Raw genomic sequence first — 18,223 nt, forward strand, 5'->3', positions numbered from 1 at the left:
TGCCTCCTGCGGGGCAAGGGCGTAACACTTGCGCCCATTCTCCGGCGACGACGCCTTTTCATGTCCGACACCCTGCTGCTGATCGAAGATGACCGCCCACTGGCCGCCCTGACGGCGGAGTTCCTGCGCGCCGAAGGTTTCAGCGTGGCGGTGGAGCACCGTGGCGACCGTGCCGCCCAGCGTATTCTCGACGAAAAACCGGCGTTGTTGATTCTGGATGTGATGCTACCCGGCATCGACGGTTTTACCCTGTGCCGACAGATCCGCGAGCAGTACCCCGGCCTGATCCTGATGATGACGGCGCTGGACGAAAACGCCGAGCAACTGACGGGGTTCAACGTCGGTGCGGACGATTACGTGGTCAAACCGGTCGACCCGCTGTTGTTGCTGGCCCGTATCCGCTCGCTGCTGCGTCGCCATCCCCAGGCGCCCCGTACGTATTACCAATGGGGCACGTTTCGATTGGACCTCGACTGCCATTTCGCCTGGCTCGATGAGGTGCCCTTGCAGTTCTCGGTGGCCGAGTTCGAATTGCTTGCGATCTTCGCCCGCCACTGCGGGGTGTTGCTGACCCGGGAAAAACTCCTGCAAAGCCTGCGCGGCCTGGAGTACGACGGGCTCAATCGCTCGGTGGATATGCGCGTATCGCGCCTGCGCAAAAAGCTGATGGGCCTGGGCTGCCCGGTGACGATCCAGACCATCACCGCCCAGGGCTACCTGTTTGTCGAGACACCGCAAGAGGCCCGGCATGTTCTCTAGAGTGCGACCCTGGATGGCGATTCTCGCGGGCACCGGCTGGGGCGCGTTGACCCTGTATTTGCTGTGGCTGTGCGCCAACGCCTCGGTGTTTGTCGGCGAATACAGCTTTTTGCGCTTGATGGCCGGACCGGGCTATCTGGTGGCGGAGCAGCTCAAGGCCTTGCCGGCTGACCAGCGTGAAGCGCGTATGGAGGTACTGCGCGCGCGCTTCCAGTACCCGATCCGGCTCGTCACCCTGGATGAGGTCGAACTGCCGCCCGAAGCGCTGATCATGCTTCAGCACCAGCAACCGGCGCAGAGCAGCGATGAAGACATCACCTATTTCCCGCTCGACGACAAAACGCTGATCCAATTCGGCCCGATGTGGGGCACCGCCGAGGTCAAGGACCTGCTGCAATTCCCGGTGTATGGGATCACCGCGTGCGTGGCCGGCCTGCCGCTGGTGCTGTGGATGTGGTTCGGTCTGCGCGCACGCCGCCAGCGTAGTGCCGACTTGCAAGCGCTCGATAGCTGCCTGGCTACCCTGGCCCGTACCCCCAATGCGATGCTGCCAGCCATGGGCAAGGAATGGGCGCCCGTGCTGCAGACCTTGCAGCAACATGCCCAAGACATCAACGCCATGAGCGAACGTCACCGAGAGGTTTCCCAGGCCGTCTCCCATGAGTTGCGCACGCCGCTGGCACGCATGCGTTTTGCCTTGACCCTGCTGGGCAAAAGCGATGACCCGTCCACGCGCATACGCTTGCAGGAACGCCTGCAAACCGATGTGGAAGAGCTTGAAGCCCTGGTGCGCGCCAGCCTGGCCTTTGCCCGGATGGCGGGCGCCCCCGCCGACCTGCAGCATGAGCCCATCCCTATCCGTGACTGGCTGCATCAGGAGTTTGCCTTGCTCGACGGGCACCAGCGGCGCCTGAGCCTGGACACCGAGCCGGCGGACCTGCAATTGATCGGCGACCGCGCCTTGTTGCATTTGATCGTGCGCAACTTGTTGAGCAATGCAATCACCTACGCCCGTGACCAAGTGAGCGTCAGTGCTGCCCACCAGGATGACCAGCACCTGGTGCTGCATGTGGACGACGACGGCCCCGGCATACTCGCCGAAAACCGCGAAAAGATATTCGAGCCGTTTGTACGACTGGCCATGGGCGGCGATGACCCCGGCGGCTTCGGCCTCGGGCTGGCACTGGCCAGGCGCGCCAGCCAATGGCATCGCGGTGAGTTGTCCGTGGCGCGCAGCCCGTTGGGCGGGGCACGCCTGACCCTGATCCTGCCGCTGCGCCCTCAATAGCCTGCGTGTTACAGCCTGTGACAGTGAACCGTTGGCATTCTCCGTAATCTCGCCACCTGATCCAGGGTTGCCCCTGCGCCCTGGGTCCCCGTCCTCTGGACCCGGTTGGAGAGCCCGTTCATGCGTCCCCAAAAACAGCATTTATCCACGTTGATGCTATCGCTGTGTATCGTCGCCAGCGCGCTGCTGGCCAGTCAGGCGGCTGCCGTGAGCCGCGCAGCGCCTGACTTCACTGGTTCGATCAAGTCACCCGGCTACGACGCCCACACCCTTAAACTGCTGGGCGAGGTGACCATGTCCAGCCGCTGGCGGCGGCCCATACCCAGGCCACGCACTAAAGCCGCGACTCTGTCTGCCCAAGGCCCGCTCGGCCACACGTCTGCACCGTGGTCCGCTGCACGTGTGCCCTCGGCGCTTGCCAGGGGGATGACATTCAAGAAGCTGTTGCGACGCGGCGGCATGGGTTGAGCGGTCAACCGGACATAAAAAAACCCCGCCTGCATCACTGCAGGCGGGGTTTTTTATGAGCCGGGTAAGGCTGGCTTACATCATGCCGCCCATGCCACCCATGCCGCCCATGTCTGGCATGCCGCCGCCACCGCCTACTTCGGCTTTCTTCGGAGCGTCAGCGATAGCCGCTTCGGTGGTCAGAATCAGGCCGCCGATGGAGGATGCTGCTTGCAGTGCGGAACGAGTCACCTTGGTAGGGTCCAGGATGCCCATTTCAATCATGTCGCCGTAGACGCCAGTCGCAGCGTTGTAACCGTAGTTACCTTTGCCGTTCTTGACTTCGTTGACCACAACGCTTGGCTCGTCGCCGGAGTTGGCAGCGATCTGACGCAGCGGCGCTTCAACAGCGCGACGCAGCACAGCGATACCCACGTTCTGATCAGCGTTGTCGCCGGTCAGGTTGGTCAGGGCTTCCAGAGCACGGATCAGCGCAACGCCACCGCCAGGTACCACGCCTTCTTCAACGGCTGCGCGGGTTGCGTGCAGGGCGTCTTCAACGCGGGCCTTCTTCTCTTTCATTTCAACTTCGGAACCGGCGCCAACCTTGATCACTGCAACGCCGCCGGACAGCTTGGCCAGACGCTCTTGCAGTTTTTCACGGTCGTAGTCCGAGGAAGTTTCGGCAACCTGGGCACGGATCTGAGTGATACGCGACTGGATGTCCTGATCTACACCAGCACCGTCAACGATGATGGTGTTTTCCTTGGAGATGGTCACGCGCTTGGCGCTACCCAGGTTTTCCAGGGTGGCGCTTTCCAGGCTCAGGCCGATCTCTTCGGAGATAACGGTAGCGCCGGTCAGTACGGCGATGTCCTGCAGCATGGCCTTGCGACGGTCGCCAAAGCCTGGCGCCTTGACGGCTGCGACTTTAACGATGCCACGCATGTTGTTCACAACCAGCGTCGCCAGGGCTTCGCCTTCAACGTCTTCGGAAACGATCAGCAGTGGGCGGCCGGCTTTGGCCACGGCTTCCAGCACTGGCAGCAGTTCGCGGATGTTGGAGATCTTCTTGTCGACCAGCAGGATCAGCGGGCTGTCCAGCTCGGCAACCATGGTTTCCGGCTTGTTGACGAAGTATGGGGACAGGTAGCCACGGTCGAACTGCATGCCTTCGACAACCGACAGTTCGTTTTCCAGGCCCGAGCCTTCTTCCACGGTGATCACGCCTTCCTTGCCGACTTTTTCCATGGCTTGGGCAATGATGTCACCGATGGAGCTGTCGGAGTTGGCGGAGATGGTGCCTACCTGAGCGATAGCCTTGGTGTCGGCACATGGCTTGGACAGGTTTTTCAGCTCGGCAACGATGGCGATGGTCGCCTTGTCGATGCCGCGCTTGAGGTCCATCGGGTTCATGCCGGCAGCGACGGCCTTGTAGCCTTCGTTGACGATGGCCTGGGCCAGGACGGTCGCGGTGGTGGTACCGTCGCCTGCGTCATCGTTGGCACGGGAGGCAACGTCTTTGACCAGCTGCGCGCCCATGTTTTCGAAACGGTCTTCCAGTTCGATTTCTTTGGCGACGGAAACGCCGTCCTTGGTGATGGTCGGAGCGCCGAAGCTCTTCTCGATGATCACGTTACGGCCTTTCGGGCCCAGGGTCGCTTTTACTGCGTCAGCCAGGACGTTGACACCGGTGAGCATTTTCTTGCGGGCGGAATCGCCGAATTTAACTTCTTTAGCAGCCATGATCGATATTCCTTAAATACTTTGGAGTAACGGGAAAATGAGCGGGGAAATCAGTCTTCCAGAACAGCGAGAATCTCGTTCTCAGCCATAACCAGCAGGTCTTCGCCGTCGACTTTCACTGTGTTGCTGCCGGAGTAAGGGCCGAAAACAACCTTGTCACCCACTTTCACGGCCAGCGCGCGTACATCACCGTTCTCCAGGGTCTTGCCTGGGCCCGCAGCGACGATCACACCGTGGTTGGCTTTTTCAGCAGCCGAACCTGGCAGAACGATACCGCCAGCGGTTTTCTTTTCTTCTTCGCTGCGACGGATTACGACGCGGTCGTGCAGAGGACGAAGCTTCATTGTCGATCTCTCCTAATTGTGTTTTTCATCGGCCGGTATCAATTCCGGCGGGTTAAATTCCGGCGGTGCCGGTCGCGGTTCGCGGGGCGAAACGCGGAAGTCTGTCCAGTGTCACCACCAGAAACCTTGCGGTGACCGTTACATAAGGGCGCATATGCTTATTACAAGGGGCCGGGGATGAAAATTTTTGTGTCTGCCTGCGGTTAAACGCAGCACGGCACCCGAAGGTGCCGTGCCAATGAAGCGGTTATTTGCTGTCGCGGTGTTCGAACTCGCCTTCGATCACATCCCCTTCACGCCCCAGCGGCTGGCGCGGAGCGGGGCCGCCACGGGGTTGCAGGTCGTCGGCGAAAGCTCGCTGGCGAATCGCCGCCTCTTCGGCACGCTGGCGCATCTTGCCGGCCAGCAGCTTGCGGGTGAACGGCAGCAGCATCACCAGGCCGACCACATCGCTGATGAAGCCCGGCAGGATCAACAGGCCACCCGCCAGGGCCATCATCAGGCCTTCAAGCATGGTCTGGGCGGGCAGCTCGCCACGGTTCAGGCTTTCACGGGCACGCAGCGCCGTGGCCAGGCCGGCGACGCGCAGCACCAGGACGCCGAGCATCGAGCCGAGAATGATCAGCAACAGGGCCGGGAAAAACCCGATCGCGCTGCTGACTTGAACGAATACGAACAGCTCCAACACCGGGAACAGCAGAAAGAGCAATAAAAAAGGGCGCATCAAATGGTTCCTCAACGCAAGAATGCCTTGCCAGTCCACCTTAGATGACGTCGCCGTTTCGTGAATTCAAGCGTCGGCGCTGGCTTTTTTCGGCCAGGCCTCGGCGTGGGCCAATGAAACCAGGGCTTCGCGTACTTGTGTCGGCGTGTTGCAAGGCTCCGCAAACGGCAACCAATATAAGGATTGGCCGATACGCAAGTGCATGCCTTCGCTGTCGATGCCGGCCAATTGGGCGGGCTCGGAGGTGGGCAAACCGCTGAGATCGACGTAATGGGCAATGGCCTTGGCGTGATCGCTGTTCATGTGCTCGATCATGCTGCGCTCGGCCTTGCCGGCGAATGGGTTGGCCAGGGTCAACTGGTCGACCCAGTGAATTGCGCCAAAGCCACCGATGTACCGGTGGCGTACGGGCTTGAGTACCCAGAAGTCGAAGTCGTGGGCCTTGTGGTAGTTGGCCGAATCCGGGAAGTAACGGTAATAACGCTCGGCCGCCGCCTCGATGGCGTCGCCCTCCTCCAGTTTTTCCGCTTCGGCCAGGTAGGTCAGGCGCCCGACGGCCTGCACATCATCGGCCTCGCGTTCCCCCACCAGCAAAGAGCATTTGGGGTCTTTCTGCAGGTTGTGGGTGTGCTGGGCGATACGGCTTATCAGGATCAACGGGCGACCCTGCTCGTCGAGGCAGTACGGTACGACCGAGCCGAACGGGAAGCCGGGCATGGTTTTGGACAAAGTGGAGAGAGCCCCACGGTATTCCTTGAGCAACAGCTCTCGGGCGTTCTTGGCAACCTGTGCGCTCAACGTATGACTCCTCGGGTATTCAGCCGCCCATGGCATATGGGAATGGATCTCAACGCAAGGTAATCATTATCGGCAAAGGTTGCCAAGCAGGTTTTGTTCGGCCGTGTTACCAGGCCACGCCGAAGCCCGCGGTGTAGCGGGTCTTGCTCAGGCTGCTGTCGGAGTCGCCGCTGATCACGTCGCGCTCGGCCTTGAGGTTGAGAGAGGCCCACTCGGTGACTTTGTAGCGCAGGCCCATTTCCGCATCCAGCGAGTACTCAGCAGGACCGTCGATAGGCTTGCCCACTTCACCATTGGTAAAGAATTCAACGGTCTTGCCCACCAGGTAGCGGTTGTAGTTCCACTTCATGGCCAGGGAATAGAAGTTGTCCTTGCCGCCGTCGGCGTATTCATAGTCGGTGCGGTTGACCAGCGAGCCCAGGGAGAACGCACCCAGCTCATCGTCCCAGAACTGGTAGCCAGGGCCGGTACCGACGGTGCGCTGGCGCGAGAGGTCTTCAACCTTGTCACGCTTGTAGGTCAAGCGCCCCTGCCAGAACCAGTGTTCGGTCAGGAAGCGGTCGAGATCGTATTCCAGGGCCCAGTTGTCGGTGGTGGTGACATCGTCCTGGAATTCGCGGTTGTACTCGCCCTGTCCGGTATGGCGCCATTGACCATGGCGTGCGGTGGTCTTGAAATCGATGTCGTAGTCGTTGGTGTCTTTGTCGGCGCGTTTGTAGTCCAGCGCCATGTCCACATTGCCCTTCCACACCAGGTCTTCGATCACAGGCTTGGGCTTGATGATCTGCTGGATGCTTGCCAAGTCCACCGTCTTGGGCGCTTCACCGTTGGCCAGCACCACCTTGCCATCCTCCGCTGCTTTCAGGGATTTGGCCTTCTCGCCGGTGTAGGCGTCCTGCTTGACCAGCAACTCCTGGTCGCTCTCCAGGGTTTTCACCTGCTTCCAGTCCACGGGGATGGCACCGGCGTAGTCAGTCTGGATCAGCAATTTGCCACCATCGAAGACTTTGATCTTGCCAGTCAGGCGGTCACCGTTCTTCAACCAGACGGTGTCGGCCAGCAAGGGCGTGGAGGCGCTGAAAACAGCAAGGCACAGCAGGGTTCTGGACAACATAAGCGGGTATGGGGCTCAAGGTTGGCGAAAAGGAGGCATTATCGTGTTAGATAGCTAGGACTGACTCAAGTATCGAGGTCGAGTTCAATGCTCATCGCGATGTTTACCGACGTTTCTTACAAATATGCCGACGATTTAAACGGATAGCCGCTCAATGAATCAACCTGCCGAGTCGCCGCAAAGCCCCGCCGAGATGCGTCGTACCGCGCTGTACCTGACCCTGGCGCAAGTGCCCGAAGGCTGCGTGGTGAGTTACGGCGAGCTAGCTCACCTGGCGGGCCTTGGCCGTGCCGCACGCTGGGTGGGCCGTACGTTGAGCCAACTGCCAGAAGACACCAGGCTGCCCTGGCACCGCGTACTGGGTGCCGGTGGTCGGATAAGCCTGCCGGTGGGCAGTGCCTCGGGTGACGAACAACGGGCGCGTTTGCGCGATGAAGGCGTCACGGTCCGCAACAATCGCGTGGATATTCAGCGCCATGGCTGGCGCCCGGTAGAGCACAGCGGTTAGAGTGCGCGCTTTGTTTCCGCAAATCTGAGGCAGACTCCAGCCCATGCCCCGTAAAACCTGGCGCGCCGCGCTCGCTGCCTATGCCAGCCCTTCGACGTTAGTCCTGTTGTTGCTCGGCTTTGCCGCCGGCCTGCCTTACATGTTGGTGTTCTCGACGCTTTCAGTGTGGTTGCGCGAGGCCGGTGTGGCACGCGAGACCATCGGCTATGCGAGCCTGATCGGTTTGGCGTATGCCTTTAAATGGGTCTGGTCGCCACTGCTCGACCAATGGCGCCTGCCGCTGCTCGGTAAACTCGGACGCCGCCGTTCATGGCTGGTGCTGGCCCAGTCGCTGGTGATCCTCGGATTGATCGGCATGGGCTTCTGCGACCCGCAGAAACACTTGTCCTGGCTGATCGCTATCGCCGTCATCGTGGCTTTCGCCTCCGCCACCCAGGACATCGCGGTCGACGCCTACCGTCTGGAAATCGCCGACGACAGCCGCCAGGCTGCGCTGGCCGCCAGCTACATGTCCGGTTATCGCATCGCCGCGCTGCTGGCCACCGCAGGCGCACTGTTCTTTGCCGAAGGGTTCGGTTCCACCGGTTTCAACTACAAGCACTCGGCCTGGACCGGCACCTACGTACTGTTCGGCGTGCTGATGATTCCGGCGCTGCTGACCACGCTGTTCATGCGCGAACCTGATGTGCCACTGCGCACCCAGTTGCAGGCCGGGCGCTACAGCTTCGTACACCAACTGGCATCGGTGTTCGTGCTGATCGTGCTGCTGGTATCGGTACCGGCAATGTTTACCCAGTTGTTCAACACGGACTTCGGCAGCGTGATATTCCACGGCGTGAGCCTGTGGGATCTGCTGATGGAAGACCGCGCCTTCCTGCGCGCCATCCTCTATATAACCCTCACGTCGCTGTGCCTGTCGGCCATGGGTCGACGGGGTCTGGCGCCGGTGCTGACACCGGTCAATGACTTCATCCTGCGTTACCGCTGGCAGGCGTTGCTGTTGTTGGGACTGATCGCCACCTATCGCATGTCCGACACCGTGATGGGCGTGATGGCCAACGTGTTCTACATCGACCAGGGCTTCACCAAGGACCAGATCGCCGGGGTCAGCAAGATCTTCGGCCTGATCATGACCCTGCTGGGTGCAGGCATGGGCGGCCTGCTGATTGTGCGCTTCGGTATCCTGCCGATCCTGTTCATCGGCGGTGTGGCGTCGGCCGGCACCAACCTGCTGTTCGTGATGCTCGCCGACATGGGCCCGGACCTGCAGATGCTGATCTTCACCATTTCCCTGGATAACTTCAGCTCAGGGCTGGCGACCTCGGCGTTTGTGGCGTACCTGTCGAGCCTGACCAACCTCAAGTTCTCCGCCACCCAATATGCCCTGCTCAGCTCGATCATGCTGTTGCTGCCACGCCTGATCGGCGGGTATTCGGGGGTAATGGTGGAGAAGTTCGGGTATCACAATTTCTTCATGATCACCTGCCTGCTGGGCGTGCCGACGCTGTTCCTGATCGCGTTGCACTGGTTCCAGGAAAATCGGCGGGCGCGGTTGAGTCCGCCGGCCGAAGACTGACAATGTGGGAGGGGCTTGCCCCGATAGCAGGTTGTCAGGCGCTTATGTGTTACTGATCCACCGCTATCGGGGGCAAGCCCCCTCCCACATACCCCTCTGCATTCTGATGCCTGTACTCCAGCAGCCGGCGCCCGTACAATCCCAAGTCATTTCAAGTCCAAGCAACCGACAACGGCCTACCATGCGTACCAGTCAATATTTGCTCGCCACACAGAAAGAAACGCCTTCAGACGCGGTCGTGATCAGCCATCAGCTGATGCTGCGCGCCGGCATGATCCGCAAACTGGCCTCCGGCCTGTACACCTGGCTGCCCATGGGCTTGAAGGTGATGCGCAAGGTCGAAGCCATCGTTCGTGAAGAAATGAACGCCGCCGGCTCTCTGGAAGTGTTGATGCCGAGCACCCAACCGGCTGAACTGTGGCAGGAATCCGGGCGCTGGGAAGAGTACGGCCCGGAGTTGCTGCGCTTCAAGGATCGCCATGGCCGCGATTTCTGTGCCGGCCCGACCCACGAAGAAGTGATCACCGACCTGATGCGCAACGAGCTGAGCAGCTACAAGCAGCTGCCGCTGAACCTGTATCAGATCCAGACCAAGTTCCGTGACGAAATCCGCCCACGCTTCGGCTTGATGCGCGGTCGCGAATTCATCATGAAGGACGCCTATTCGTTCCACGCTGACCAGGCGTCCTTGCAGGTCACCTACGACCGCATGCACCAGGCCTACTGCAACGTGTTCACGCGCCTGGGCCTGAAGTTCCGCCCGGTTGAAGCCGACAATGGCTCCATCGGCGGCGCCGGCTCCCACGAATTCCACGTGCTGGCCGAATCCGGCGAAGACGACATCGTGTTCAGCAACGGTTCCGACTACGCGGCGAACATCGAGAAAGCCGAAGCCGTGCCACGGGAAACGTCCCGCCCGGCGCCGACCGAAGAACTGCGCCTGGTGGACACGCCGGATACCAAGACCATCGCGGCCCTGGTGGAGAAATTCAATCTGCCGATTGAAAAGACCATCAAGACCCTGATCGTGCGCGCCGAGGAAGAAGGCAAGCTGATCGCCCTGGTGATCCGTGGCGACCACGAGCTCAACGAAATCAAGGCCGCCAACCAACCTGGCGTGGCCAGCCCGCTGGTCATGGCCACCGACGCCGAACTGCGCGACGCCATTGGCGCCGGTGCCGGTTCGCTCGGCCCGCTGAACCTGCCGCTGCCGATCATCATCGACCGTTCGGTCGAGCTGATGAGCGACTTCGGGATCGGCGCAAACATCGACGACAAGCACTACTTCGGCGTGAACTGGGAACGTGACCTGCCGGTGCCGACCGTGGCCGACCTGCGTAACGTCGTGGCCGGCGACCCTAGCCCGGACGGCAAGGGCACCCTGGAAATCAAGCGCGGCATCGAAGTCGGGCACATCTTCCAACTGGGCAACAAGTACAGCAAGGCAATGAAGTGCGAAGTGCTGGGCGAGAACGGCAAGCCGATCACCCTGGAGATGGGCTGCTACGGCATTGGCGTATCCCGCGTGGTTGCCGCTGCCATCGAGCAGAACAACGATGACAAAGGCATCATCTGGAGTGACGCCCTGGCGCCGTTCCAGGTCGCCCTGGTGCCGCTGCGTTATGAAACCGAGCAAGTGCGCGAAGCCACCGACAAGCTGTATGCCGAATTGACGGCTGCTGGTTTTGAAGTGCTGCTGGATGACCGGGACAAGAAAACCAGCCCGGGCATCAAGTTCGCCGACATGGAACTGATTGGCATCCCGCACCGGATCGTGGTCAGTGACCGCGGCCTGGCCGATGGCAATCTGGAATACAAGAGCCGGACCGAAGCCGAAGCCCAACCGTTGCCGGTGGCTGAAGTGCTGTCTTTCCTCCAGGCGCGTATTCGTCGCTGAAAACCAGATCAAGAGAAGTCATGTTCAAGCGAAACACCAGAGCCCTGGGGGGCGCCGCCTTGTGCGGCGCCCTGCTGGTCAGCGGCTGCGCCAACCAGATGTCGCAACGCAGTGAGCACGAAGAGCGGGTCGAGCGTAAGTTGCTCGACCACAGCCTGCAGATCGATGTCGGCGAGCCCAAAGTGCTGGAGCTGCCGCAACGCCGGGTTCGCATTCACGAGCAGAAGACCTTCGAGGTCACCGAGTACGAAGTCACCCGTCGTTACGACCGCTATACCCCTTACCAGCCCTGGCGCAAGCTCTACGAGATGCCCTTGGGTGCAGTCGCCCTGGTGGCGGGCGCGGGCGCCAACGTGGCGAATATCTTCGCCCTCGGCCACCTGCCGACCAGCATGACCCATGACTGGCTGATCTATGGCGTGGACGGCCTCAACCCGTTCATGAACGTGCAATCCCACGGCCGTGCGCAACAGAACCTGGCGGGTATCGATGAAGTCCAGCGCGACAAGCGCGTGGAGTATTCGAGCCTGCCCTGGAGCGAACGCCCGGTGCAGGTCACCGCCGGCAAGCAGACCCATGAGCTGACCACCGACCGCAACGGCGTCCTGCGCCTGAACCTGTTGGACAGCCCATTTGCCGAGCAGGACCTGAACCGCATCACGACCTTGAGGATCAGTGTGGAAGACGGCCAGGACGATGTGCATTCGGACTCGACCCTGGCGATCAGCAACACCCTGCGCGGCAAGTTGCTGGAAGCCCACGGCCTGATCTACGACGACCTGGAAGACGACGAAGTCAGCCAGTGGGTGCACCGGGTCAAGCGCTTGTCGGAACTGGGCCTGGAAGAAGAAGCCAGCGAACTGGAACAGAGCCTGATCGAACTGACCCGCAATGATCCCGAGTTGCAGCAAGAGTTTCTGCAGGCGCTGACCAAGGATGCGGGGCGGCTAGTCGCAGATCCTGGAGCACGCTGAGCCCCTCAAATTGTTGGCGGTCAAATGTGGGAGGGGGCTTGCCCCCGATTGCAGCGGGTCAGCTATAGATAGGCTGGCTGATCCACTGCTATCGGGGGCAAGCCCCCCTCCCACAATTTGCTCCCCATTTTTACCAGGAGAATTCGAGCTGCTCGTTGCCGTTACTCAGATCCAGCAAGCGCACCCCAATCCCCAGCAACCGCACCGGTTTCCCTCCCCGGTTGAACGCCTGCGTCAGCAACTGTTGATAACTCTCCAGGTCCCGCCCTGCCCCCGCCTGCTCCAATGTGGTCTGGGTAAAGTCATGAAACTTCACCTTCACGAACGGCTTGCCGGCCCGGTAACTGCTGTCGATGCGCGCCATGCGCCCGGCCAGGGTTTCCATCAGTTCGGGGAGTTTGGCCAGGCAGCTTGAGAGATCCGGCAGGTCGACATCGTAGGTATTTTCCACACTGATCGATTGCCGACGACTGTCGTTCTGCACCACACGATCATCGATCCCACGCGCCAGGCTCCACAGCCGCTCGCCAAAACTGCCGAATTCGCGCACCAGCGCCAGTTTGTTCCACTCGCGCAGTTGCAGGCAGTCTTCAACGCCCAGGCGTGCCAGTTTATCGGCCGTGACCTTGCCCACACCGTGCAACTTGCTGACCCGCAACTGCGAGACAAAGTCTTCGACCTGGTCCGGGGTAATCACAAACAGGCCGTTGGGCTTCTTCCAGTCGCTGGCGATCTTGGCCAGGAACTTGTTCGGCGCCACGCCTGCGGACACGGTGATGTGCAGTTGGTTGGAGACACGGCGACGAATGTCCTGGGCGATGCGCGTGGCACTTCCGCCAAAGTGCGGGCTGTCGGACACGTCCAGGTAAGCCTCATCCAGCGACAGCGGTTCGATCAGGTCGGTGTAGTCGCGAAAGATCGTCTGGATTTCCTTCGAGGCTTCCTTATAGGCATCCATGCGCGGCTTGACGATGGTCAGGTCCGGGCACAGCTTCAAGGCATGCCGCGAGGACATGGCCGAGCGCACGCCATAGGCGCGTGCCTCGTAGTTGCAGGTGGCGATCACCCCGCGCCGGTCCGCCGAGCCGCCCACCGCCAGCGGTTTTTGCGCCAGGCTCGGGTCATCGCGCATCTCGATGGCGGCGTAGAAGCAATCACAGTCGACGTGGATGATTTTGCGCTGCGTCATATAAACGGGGTGTTTACCTACGGGTGGCCAGTATCGCACTCACACCTGTATATAGCACCAGTAGTTTGAATCTTCCGCCTAAGCGGTAGGAAAATTCCAGGATGAATTTATTTTCTCAATCGGATTTCCCCTTCCGATAGAGCTGAAAGCCTCGGCCAGACTGGGCCCGAGGGGTATCAAGGGGCTTTTATAGAGAGCTAAGCGATTGAACCACAAGCGCTTTTCTTTAATTCACAGGTTGACACACCGGCGTTCCTCTGTAGAATGCCGACACACAGACGCGGGATGGAGCAGTCTGGTAGCTCGTCGGGCTCATAACCCGAAGGTCGTCGGTTCAAATCCGGCTCCCGCAACCAAACATCAAGAAAGGCTACTCGAAAGAGTGGCCTTTTTTGTGCGTGCCTGTTTTGTTATGTACGAAAATTGTAAGACAAAAAAATCTTTGCCATCGCGCACTTACGGTGCATGGCCAGCATTCAGAGGCCAATTCACACTTATTTGACCCATCGGCCCGATAACGGTTGACACCTCGGCGTTGGACTGTAGAATGCCGCCCACAGACGCGGGATGGAGCAGTCTGGTAGCTCGTCGGGCTCATAACCCGAAGGTCGTCGGTTCAAATCCGGCTCCCGCAACCAAACATCAAGAAAGGCTACTCGAAAGAGTGGCCTTTTTTGTATCCGGTGAAAAAGTTCTTCTGAAACAATGGCATGGCATCTTTCATGAAACCGCGCGCGGTTTGTAGAGTCCATCTCATTGCAAGCTATGCTCAATGCTCAAGCGCTGCCCTCTACGACCAATGGCCGCAGTCGCCGCCCCCGGCGATACGCGTTAATATTTGTAATTATTTTGTCCATAGGGATTGGTAACTTGGCTGGATACCTCCATCCTGTCGCGCACAATCCACGAGGTGATTGATGCGCGCCAACTCGTCTGAAACACAAGACACTGTCACAGCAGAACAACCGATCACACCCACCCGCTTGCGTTGGCTGGATCTGGTGAGCAAGTATCGGCAGCCTATCGGGCTGGCCGTCACCTTATTGCTGTTTGCCATCGCCCTGATCGCCTGCCGCCACCTGCTGCTGGAGCTGGACCTCTACGCGCTCCACGACTCGATCCTGGAAGTGCCCAAGCCAGCCCTGCTCGGTGCGTTTGCCGCAGCCGTTGCCGGTTTTGTCATTCTATTAGGCTATGAGTTCTCCGGCGCCCGCTATGCCGGCGTGAACCTGCCCGCCAAGACCCTGGCCCTCGGTGGTTTCACCGCCTTCGCGATTGGCAATGCCATTGGTCTGTCGATGCTTTCCGGCGGATCGGTGCGCTACCGTTTATATGCACGCCATGGCATCGGTGCATCCGAAGTCGCCCATATGACCGTGTTCGCCAGCCTGGCGCTGGGCACTGCCCTGCCGCCACTGGCAGCATTGGCAACACTGAGCAACCTGCCCGCCGCATCAACCTACCTGCATTTGCCACAAGCGGTGCTGGGCGGTATTGCTGGCGCGGTGCTGCTGTTGTCGGCGGTGTTGTGCATCGGCATTTATCGCCGTCGCCTGCCGGAGCAACCCTACCCGGACAACCTGTTGGTAAAAGCCGGCCGCCGCACCTTGCGCCTGCCGGGCCGTCGCCTGACCTTCCTGCAACTGATCATTACCGCACTGGACGTTGCCGCTGCCGCTACCGTCCTTTATATGCTGCTGCCTGAAGCGCCACCCTTCGGCCCCTTCCTGCTCGTGTACCTGCTGGCGCTGGCCGCCGGTGTACTCAGCCATGTACCGGGTGGTGTGGGTGTATTCGAAGCGATCCTGCTGGCGGCGTTCGCCGACAAACTGGGCGCCGCGCCACTGGCCGCCGCCCTGCTGCTGTACCGCATGATCTACGTGGTGCTGCCTCTGCTGATCGCCTGCGTGTTCCTGCTGGTCAACGAAGCCCAGCGCCTGTTCCAGACCCAGCAAAGCCTGCGGGTCGCCTCGGGGCTGGCAGCGCCGGTACTGGCCGTCCTGGTTTTTTTGTCCGGCGTGGTCCTGCTGTTCTCTGGCGCCACGCCCGAAATCGACTCACGCCTGGAAAACATCGGCTTCCTGATTCCTCACCGCCTGATTGACGCCTCGCACTTTGGCGCCAGCCTGATCGGCGTGTTGTGCCTGCTGTTGGCCCAGGGCCTGCGTCGACGCCTGTCGGCCGCCTGGATGCTGACCATGGTGCTGCTGCTGGTGGGCGCCCTGCTCTCGCTGCTCAAAGGCTTCGACTGGGAAGAAGCCAGCCTGATGACCATGACCGCGATCCTGCTGGCGATCTTCCGACGCTCGTTCTATCGCGCCAGCCGCCTCACCGAGCTGCCCTTCTCGCCGCTGTACCTGGTGGCCAGTGTCTGCGTACTCGGGGCGTCGATCTGGCTGCTGCTGTTTGCTTACCAGGATGTCCCGTACAGCCATCAGCTGTGGTGGCAGTTCACCCTGGACGCCAACGCCCCACGTGGCCTGCGCTCGCTGCTGGGCGCCGCCGTGTTGCTGGTGATCGTGTCCCTGACCTGGCTGCTGCGTACTGCGCGCCCGGTGATCCATCTGCCGACACCCGATGAACTGGAGCGTGCCAGCAAGATCCTGATGGCCTCTTCCCAGCCTGACGGCGGCCTGGCGCTCACTGGCGACAAGGCGCTGCTGTTCCACCCCAATGATGAAGCTTTCCTCATGTACGCCCGTCGCGGCCGCAGCCTGGTAGCCTTGTACGACCCGATTGGCCCCACCCAGCCACGGGCCGAGATGATCTGGCAGTTCCGAGACCTGTGCGACATCCACCACGCCCGCCCGGTGTTCTACCAGGTGCGTGCGGAGAACCTGCCGTACTACATGGACATCGGCCTCACCGCGATCAAACTGGGCGAAGAAGCCCGTGTCGACCTGAAACGCTTTGACCTGGAAGCCAAGGGCAAAGAGATGAAGGACCTGCGTTACACCTGGAACCGTGGCTCGCGGGACGGCCTGTCCCTGGAGATCTGCGAACCGGGCACAGCGCCGATGGACGAACTCAAGGTGATCTCCGATGCCTGGCTGACCGGCAAGAACGTACGGGAAAAAGGCTTTTCCCTGGGACGCTTCAGCGACGACTACCTCAAGCACTTTCGCATCGCGATCATTCGCTTCGAAGGGCGCCCGGTAGCCTTCGCCAACCTGCTCGAGACCTACAACCATGACCTGGCCAGTCTCGACCTGATGCGCGCCCACCCAGACGCGCCCAAGCTGACCATGGAATTCATGATGGTCGGCCTGATTCAACATTATAAGAGTCACGGCTATGCCCGCTTCAGCCTCGGCATGGTGCCGTTGTCGGGCCTGCAACCACGACGTGGCGCCCCGTTGACCCAACGCCTGGGCTCGATGGTGTTCCGCCGTGGCGAGCAACTGTATAACTTCCAAGGTTTGCGCCGCTTCAAAGACAAGTTCCAGCCTGACTGGGAACCCCGTTACATGGCCGTGCCCGCAGGACTTGATCCGCTGGTGGCACTGGCCGATACCGCCGCCCTGATCGCGGGCGGCTTGACTGGATTGGTGAAACGCTGATGATTCGACGCTCCTGGCGGTATGTATTGGCCTTTGTAGTGCTGCTCGCCCTGGTCCTGGGTGGCGGCTATTGGTACTGGAACCGCCCTGCCCCTCAGCCGGTGCTGGAGCAACTGCCCCAGGCCGACGGTTCGGTCATGACCCGGGTGACCCCCAACGGCACGCCGAAAGCCCGCGTGGCCGTGGCCGTAATGGCCGATGAAACCCTGACCGACAGCCAGTTGATTGCCCTGAGCCAAGGCGGCAAGGCGCAGATTGTCCAGGTGGTCCTGCCCAAGGATGACTGCAAGCTGCAGGAACAAGCGCTGCAAGGCGCCCTGGCCCAGCTCAAGGGCCCGGCGACACTGGTCAGCGGCATCGGCCCTGGCGCTGCCCTCGCCTGGCGCTGGCTGGCCACCCAGAACGACGACAACGCCAACGCCATCTCCGTCGGCTTCGCCCTGGTGCAGGAAGGCTGCAAGGACCCACTGCCGAAGACAGCCGCCCACGGCAACTGGCTGGTGGCCTGGAACGACAACCCTGACGATGAAAGCGCCAGTTTCGTACGCGACACACCGCGCGCCACCACCAGCATCAGCGACTACGACATCCACTACCCGCAAGTGCTGAACAACGAGCTGCGCAAGCAACTGGTGGGCTCGGACAATGGCGGCCTGGCAATACCGGTGGTTGAAGTACCGGCCGGCCAGGCCAAGGACACTGTCACCCTGTTCCTCTCCGGCGACGGCGGCTGGCGCGACCTCGACCGTGACGTGGCCGGTGAAATGGCCAAGATCGGTTATCCGGTGGTGGGCATCGACACCCTACGCTACTACTGGCAGCACAAGACCCCGGAACAAAGCGCCAAGGACCTCACCGAGCTGATGCAGCACTACCGTCAGAAGTGGGGCACCAAGCGCTTCGTACTGACCGGCTATTCGTTCGGTGCCGATGTACTGCCGGCCATCTACAACCGCCTGCCGGAGAACGAGCAGCAGCGTGTGGACGCAATCATCCTGCTGGCATTCGCACGCACTGGCAGCTTCGAGATTGAAGTCGAAGGCTGGCTGGGCAACGCGGGCAAAGAAGCGGCGACAGGCCCGGAAATGGCCAAACTGCCGGCTGACAAAGTGGTGTGCATCTACGGCGCCGAAGAAGTCGACGAGAGTGGCTGCACGGACAAGACGGCTGTAGGTGAAGCCATCAAGTTGCCAGGCGGGCATCACTTCGATGAGAACTACCCGGCGCTGGCCAAGCGGTTGGTGGATATCATCGTCAAACACCAAACCAAAACCGAATAAGCCCGAGCCTTACACAAAT

Annotated in this window: 15 protein-coding genes and 2 tRNA genes; 11 read left to right on the top strand and 6 right to left on the bottom strand. The window is 60.9% G+C overall.

Annotated elements, in window-relative coordinates; genetic code table 11:
- Window positions 1-60 precede the first annotated feature (60 nt).
- The 3 genes from BM026_RS25015 to BM026_RS25025 all read left to right on the top strand — a co-directional run bounded on the left by BM026_RS25015 (window position 61) and on the right by BM026_RS25025 (window position 2,515).
- Window positions 61-759 (top strand): response regulator, encoded by a 699-nt coding sequence (locus BM026_RS25015; protein WP_092246783.1) that lies wholly within the window; start codon window positions 61-63, stop codon window positions 757-759.
- Window positions 749-2,047, top strand: coding sequence for an ATP-binding protein (locus BM026_RS25020; protein ID WP_092246779.1), 1,299 nt, complete (start codon window positions 749-751; stop codon window positions 2,045-2,047). The genes BM026_RS25015 and BM026_RS25020 overlap by 11 nt, the downstream gene beginning before the upstream one ends.
- 120 nt (window positions 2,048-2,167) lie before the next feature.
- Window positions 2,168-2,515, top strand: a complete 348-nt coding sequence (locus BM026_RS25025) for a hypothetical protein (RefSeq protein ID WP_092246776.1) — start codon at window positions 2,168-2,170, stop codon at window positions 2,513-2,515.
- A gap of 75 nt (window positions 2,516-2,590) precedes the next feature.
- On the opposite strand, the gene groL is transcribed toward BM026_RS25025, so the two are convergent.
- The 5 genes from groL to BM026_RS25050 form a co-directional block, all read right to left on the bottom strand.
- Window positions 2,591-4,240: a chaperonin GroEL gene (groL, locus tag BM026_RS25030; RefSeq protein ID WP_092246773.1), complete on the bottom strand. Its 1,650-nt coding sequence runs from the start codon at window positions 4,238-4,240 to the stop codon at window positions 2,591-2,593.
- A gap of 50 nt (window positions 4,241-4,290) precedes the next feature.
- A complete protein-coding gene (locus BM026_RS25035; RefSeq protein ID WP_003193940.1) occupies window positions 4,291-4,584 on the bottom strand; it encodes a co-chaperone GroES in 294 nt (97 codons plus the stop codon).
- A 247-nt stretch (window positions 4,585-4,831) separates the two neighbouring features.
- Window positions 4,832-5,308, bottom strand: a complete 477-nt coding sequence (locus BM026_RS25040; RefSeq protein ID WP_016975517.1) for an FxsA family protein — start codon at window positions 5,306-5,308, stop codon at window positions 4,832-4,834.
- 66 nt (window positions 5,309-5,374) lie between these two features.
- Window positions 5,375-6,106, bottom strand: a complete 732-nt coding sequence (locus BM026_RS25045) for a HugZ family pyridoxamine 5'-phosphate oxidase (protein ID WP_093530459.1) — start codon at window positions 6,104-6,106, stop codon at window positions 5,375-5,377.
- 106 nt (window positions 6,107-6,212) lie between these two features.
- The gene (locus BM026_RS25050) at window positions 6,213-7,220 is read right to left on the bottom strand and encodes a DUF481 domain-containing protein (protein WP_071489298.1); all 1,008 of its coding nucleotides are present in this window, start codon (window positions 7,218-7,220) and stop codon (window positions 6,213-6,215) included.
- A 154-nt stretch (window positions 7,221-7,374) separates the two neighbouring features.
- Here BM026_RS25050 and BM026_RS25055 point away from each other — a divergent pair, with 154 nt between their 5' ends.
- From BM026_RS25055 to BM026_RS25070, 4 genes are all read left to right on the top strand, one after another.
- A complete protein-coding gene (locus BM026_RS25055; RefSeq protein WP_058423311.1) occupies window positions 7,375-7,728 on the top strand; it encodes an MGMT family protein in 354 nt (117 codons plus the stop codon).
- A 43-nt stretch (window positions 7,729-7,771) separates the two neighbouring features.
- Window positions 7,772-9,304 (top strand): AmpG family muropeptide MFS transporter, encoded by a 1,533-nt coding sequence (locus BM026_RS25060; RefSeq protein WP_092246767.1) that lies wholly within the window; start codon window positions 7,772-7,774, stop codon window positions 9,302-9,304.
- A 181-nt stretch (window positions 9,305-9,485) separates the two neighbouring features.
- Complete coding sequence (locus tag BM026_RS25065) at window positions 9,486-11,201, top strand: proline--tRNA ligase (RefSeq protein ID WP_093530461.1); 1,716 nt, start codon at window positions 9,486-9,488, stop codon at window positions 11,199-11,201.
- Between the two features lie 20 nt (window positions 11,202-11,221).
- Window positions 11,222-12,175 (top strand): hypothetical protein, encoded by a 954-nt coding sequence (locus BM026_RS25070; protein ID WP_093530463.1) that lies wholly within the window; start codon window positions 11,222-11,224, stop codon window positions 12,173-12,175.
- Between the two features lie 130 nt (window positions 12,176-12,305).
- Here the strand turns inward: BM026_RS25070 and dinB are convergent, their stop codons facing one another.
- Window positions 12,306-13,364: a DNA polymerase IV gene (dinB, locus tag BM026_RS25075; RefSeq protein ID WP_093530465.1), complete on the bottom strand. Its 1,059-nt coding sequence runs from the start codon at window positions 13,362-13,364 to the stop codon at window positions 12,306-12,308.
- A 279-nt stretch (window positions 13,365-13,643) separates the two neighbouring features.
- On the opposite strand from dinB, the gene BM026_RS25080 reads away from it, so the two are divergent.
- The 4 genes from BM026_RS25080 (at window position 13,644) to BM026_RS25095 (ending at window position 18,204) form a co-directional block, all read left to right on the top strand.
- Window positions 13,644-13,720, top strand: a tRNA-Met gene (locus tag BM026_RS25080).
- Between the two features lie 205 nt (window positions 13,721-13,925).
- Window positions 13,926-14,002: transfer RNA gene (locus tag BM026_RS25085), tRNA-Met, on the top strand.
- Window positions 14,003-14,281: 279 nt separating this feature from the next.
- Window positions 14,282-16,924 carry a bifunctional lysylphosphatidylglycerol flippase/synthetase MprF gene (gene mprF / locus BM026_RS25090; RefSeq protein WP_071489293.1) on the top strand — a complete coding sequence of 881 codons (2,643 nt, stop codon included), beginning with the start codon at window positions 14,282-14,284 and terminating at the stop codon, window positions 16,922-16,924.
- Window positions 16,924-18,204 (top strand): virulence factor family protein, encoded by a 1,281-nt coding sequence (locus BM026_RS25095; RefSeq protein ID WP_093513893.1) that lies wholly within the window; start codon window positions 16,924-16,926, stop codon window positions 18,202-18,204. The genes mprF and BM026_RS25095 overlap by 1 nt, the downstream gene beginning before the upstream one ends.
- The last annotated feature ends 19 nt before the right edge of the window (window positions 18,205-18,223 follow it).

Source organism: Pseudomonas sp. NFPP24 (genome assembly GCF_900112095.1).
Taxonomy (GTDB): Bacteria; Pseudomonadota; Gammaproteobacteria; order Pseudomonadales; family Pseudomonadaceae; genus Aquipseudomonas; species Aquipseudomonas extremorientalis.

Bases quoted from the DNA above. Each gene is read 5' to 3' on its own strand.
- BM026_RS25015 (WP_092246783.1), top strand. From the start codon at position 61: ATGTCCGACACCCTGCTGCTGATCGAAGATGACCGCCCACTGGCCGCC.
- BM026_RS25020 (WP_092246779.1), top strand. From the start codon at position 749: ATGTTCTCTAGAGTGCGACCCTGGATGGCGATTCTCGCGGGCACCGGC.
- BM026_RS25025 (WP_092246776.1), top strand. From the start codon at position 2,168: ATGCGTCCCCAAAAACAGCATTTATCCACGTTGATGCTATCGCTGTGT.
- groL (WP_092246773.1), bottom strand. From the start codon at position 4,240: ATGGCTGCTAAAGAAGTTAAATTCGGCGATTCCGCCCGCAAGAAAATG.
- BM026_RS25035 (WP_003193940.1), bottom strand. From the start codon at position 4,584: ATGAAGCTTCGTCCTCTGCACGACCGCGTCGTAATCCGTCGCAGCGAA.
- BM026_RS25040 (WP_016975517.1), bottom strand. From the start codon at position 5,308: ATGCGCCCTTTTTTATTGCTCTTTCTGCTGTTCCCGGTGTTGGAGCTG.
- BM026_RS25050 (WP_071489298.1), bottom strand. From the start codon at position 7,220: ATGTTGTCCAGAACCCTGCTGTGCCTTGCTGTTTTCAGCGCCTCCACG.
- BM026_RS25055 (WP_058423311.1), top strand. From the start codon at position 7,375: ATGAATCAACCTGCCGAGTCGCCGCAAAGCCCCGCCGAGATGCGTCGT.
- BM026_RS25060 (WP_092246767.1), top strand. From the start codon at position 7,772: ATGCCCCGTAAAACCTGGCGCGCCGCGCTCGCTGCCTATGCCAGCCCT.
- BM026_RS25065 (WP_093530461.1), top strand. From the start codon at position 9,486: ATGCGTACCAGTCAATATTTGCTCGCCACACAGAAAGAAACGCCTTCA.
- BM026_RS25070 (WP_093530463.1), top strand. From the start codon at position 11,222: ATGTTCAAGCGAAACACCAGAGCCCTGGGGGGCGCCGCCTTGTGCGGC.
- dinB (WP_093530465.1), bottom strand. From the start codon at position 13,364: ATGACGCAGCGCAAAATCATCCACGTCGACTGTGATTGCTTCTACGCC.
- mprF (WP_071489293.1), top strand. From the start codon at position 14,282: ATGCGCGCCAACTCGTCTGAAACACAAGACACTGTCACAGCAGAACAA.
- BM026_RS25095 (WP_093513893.1), top strand. From the start codon at position 16,924: ATGATTCGACGCTCCTGGCGGTATGTATTGGCCTTTGTAGTGCTGCTC.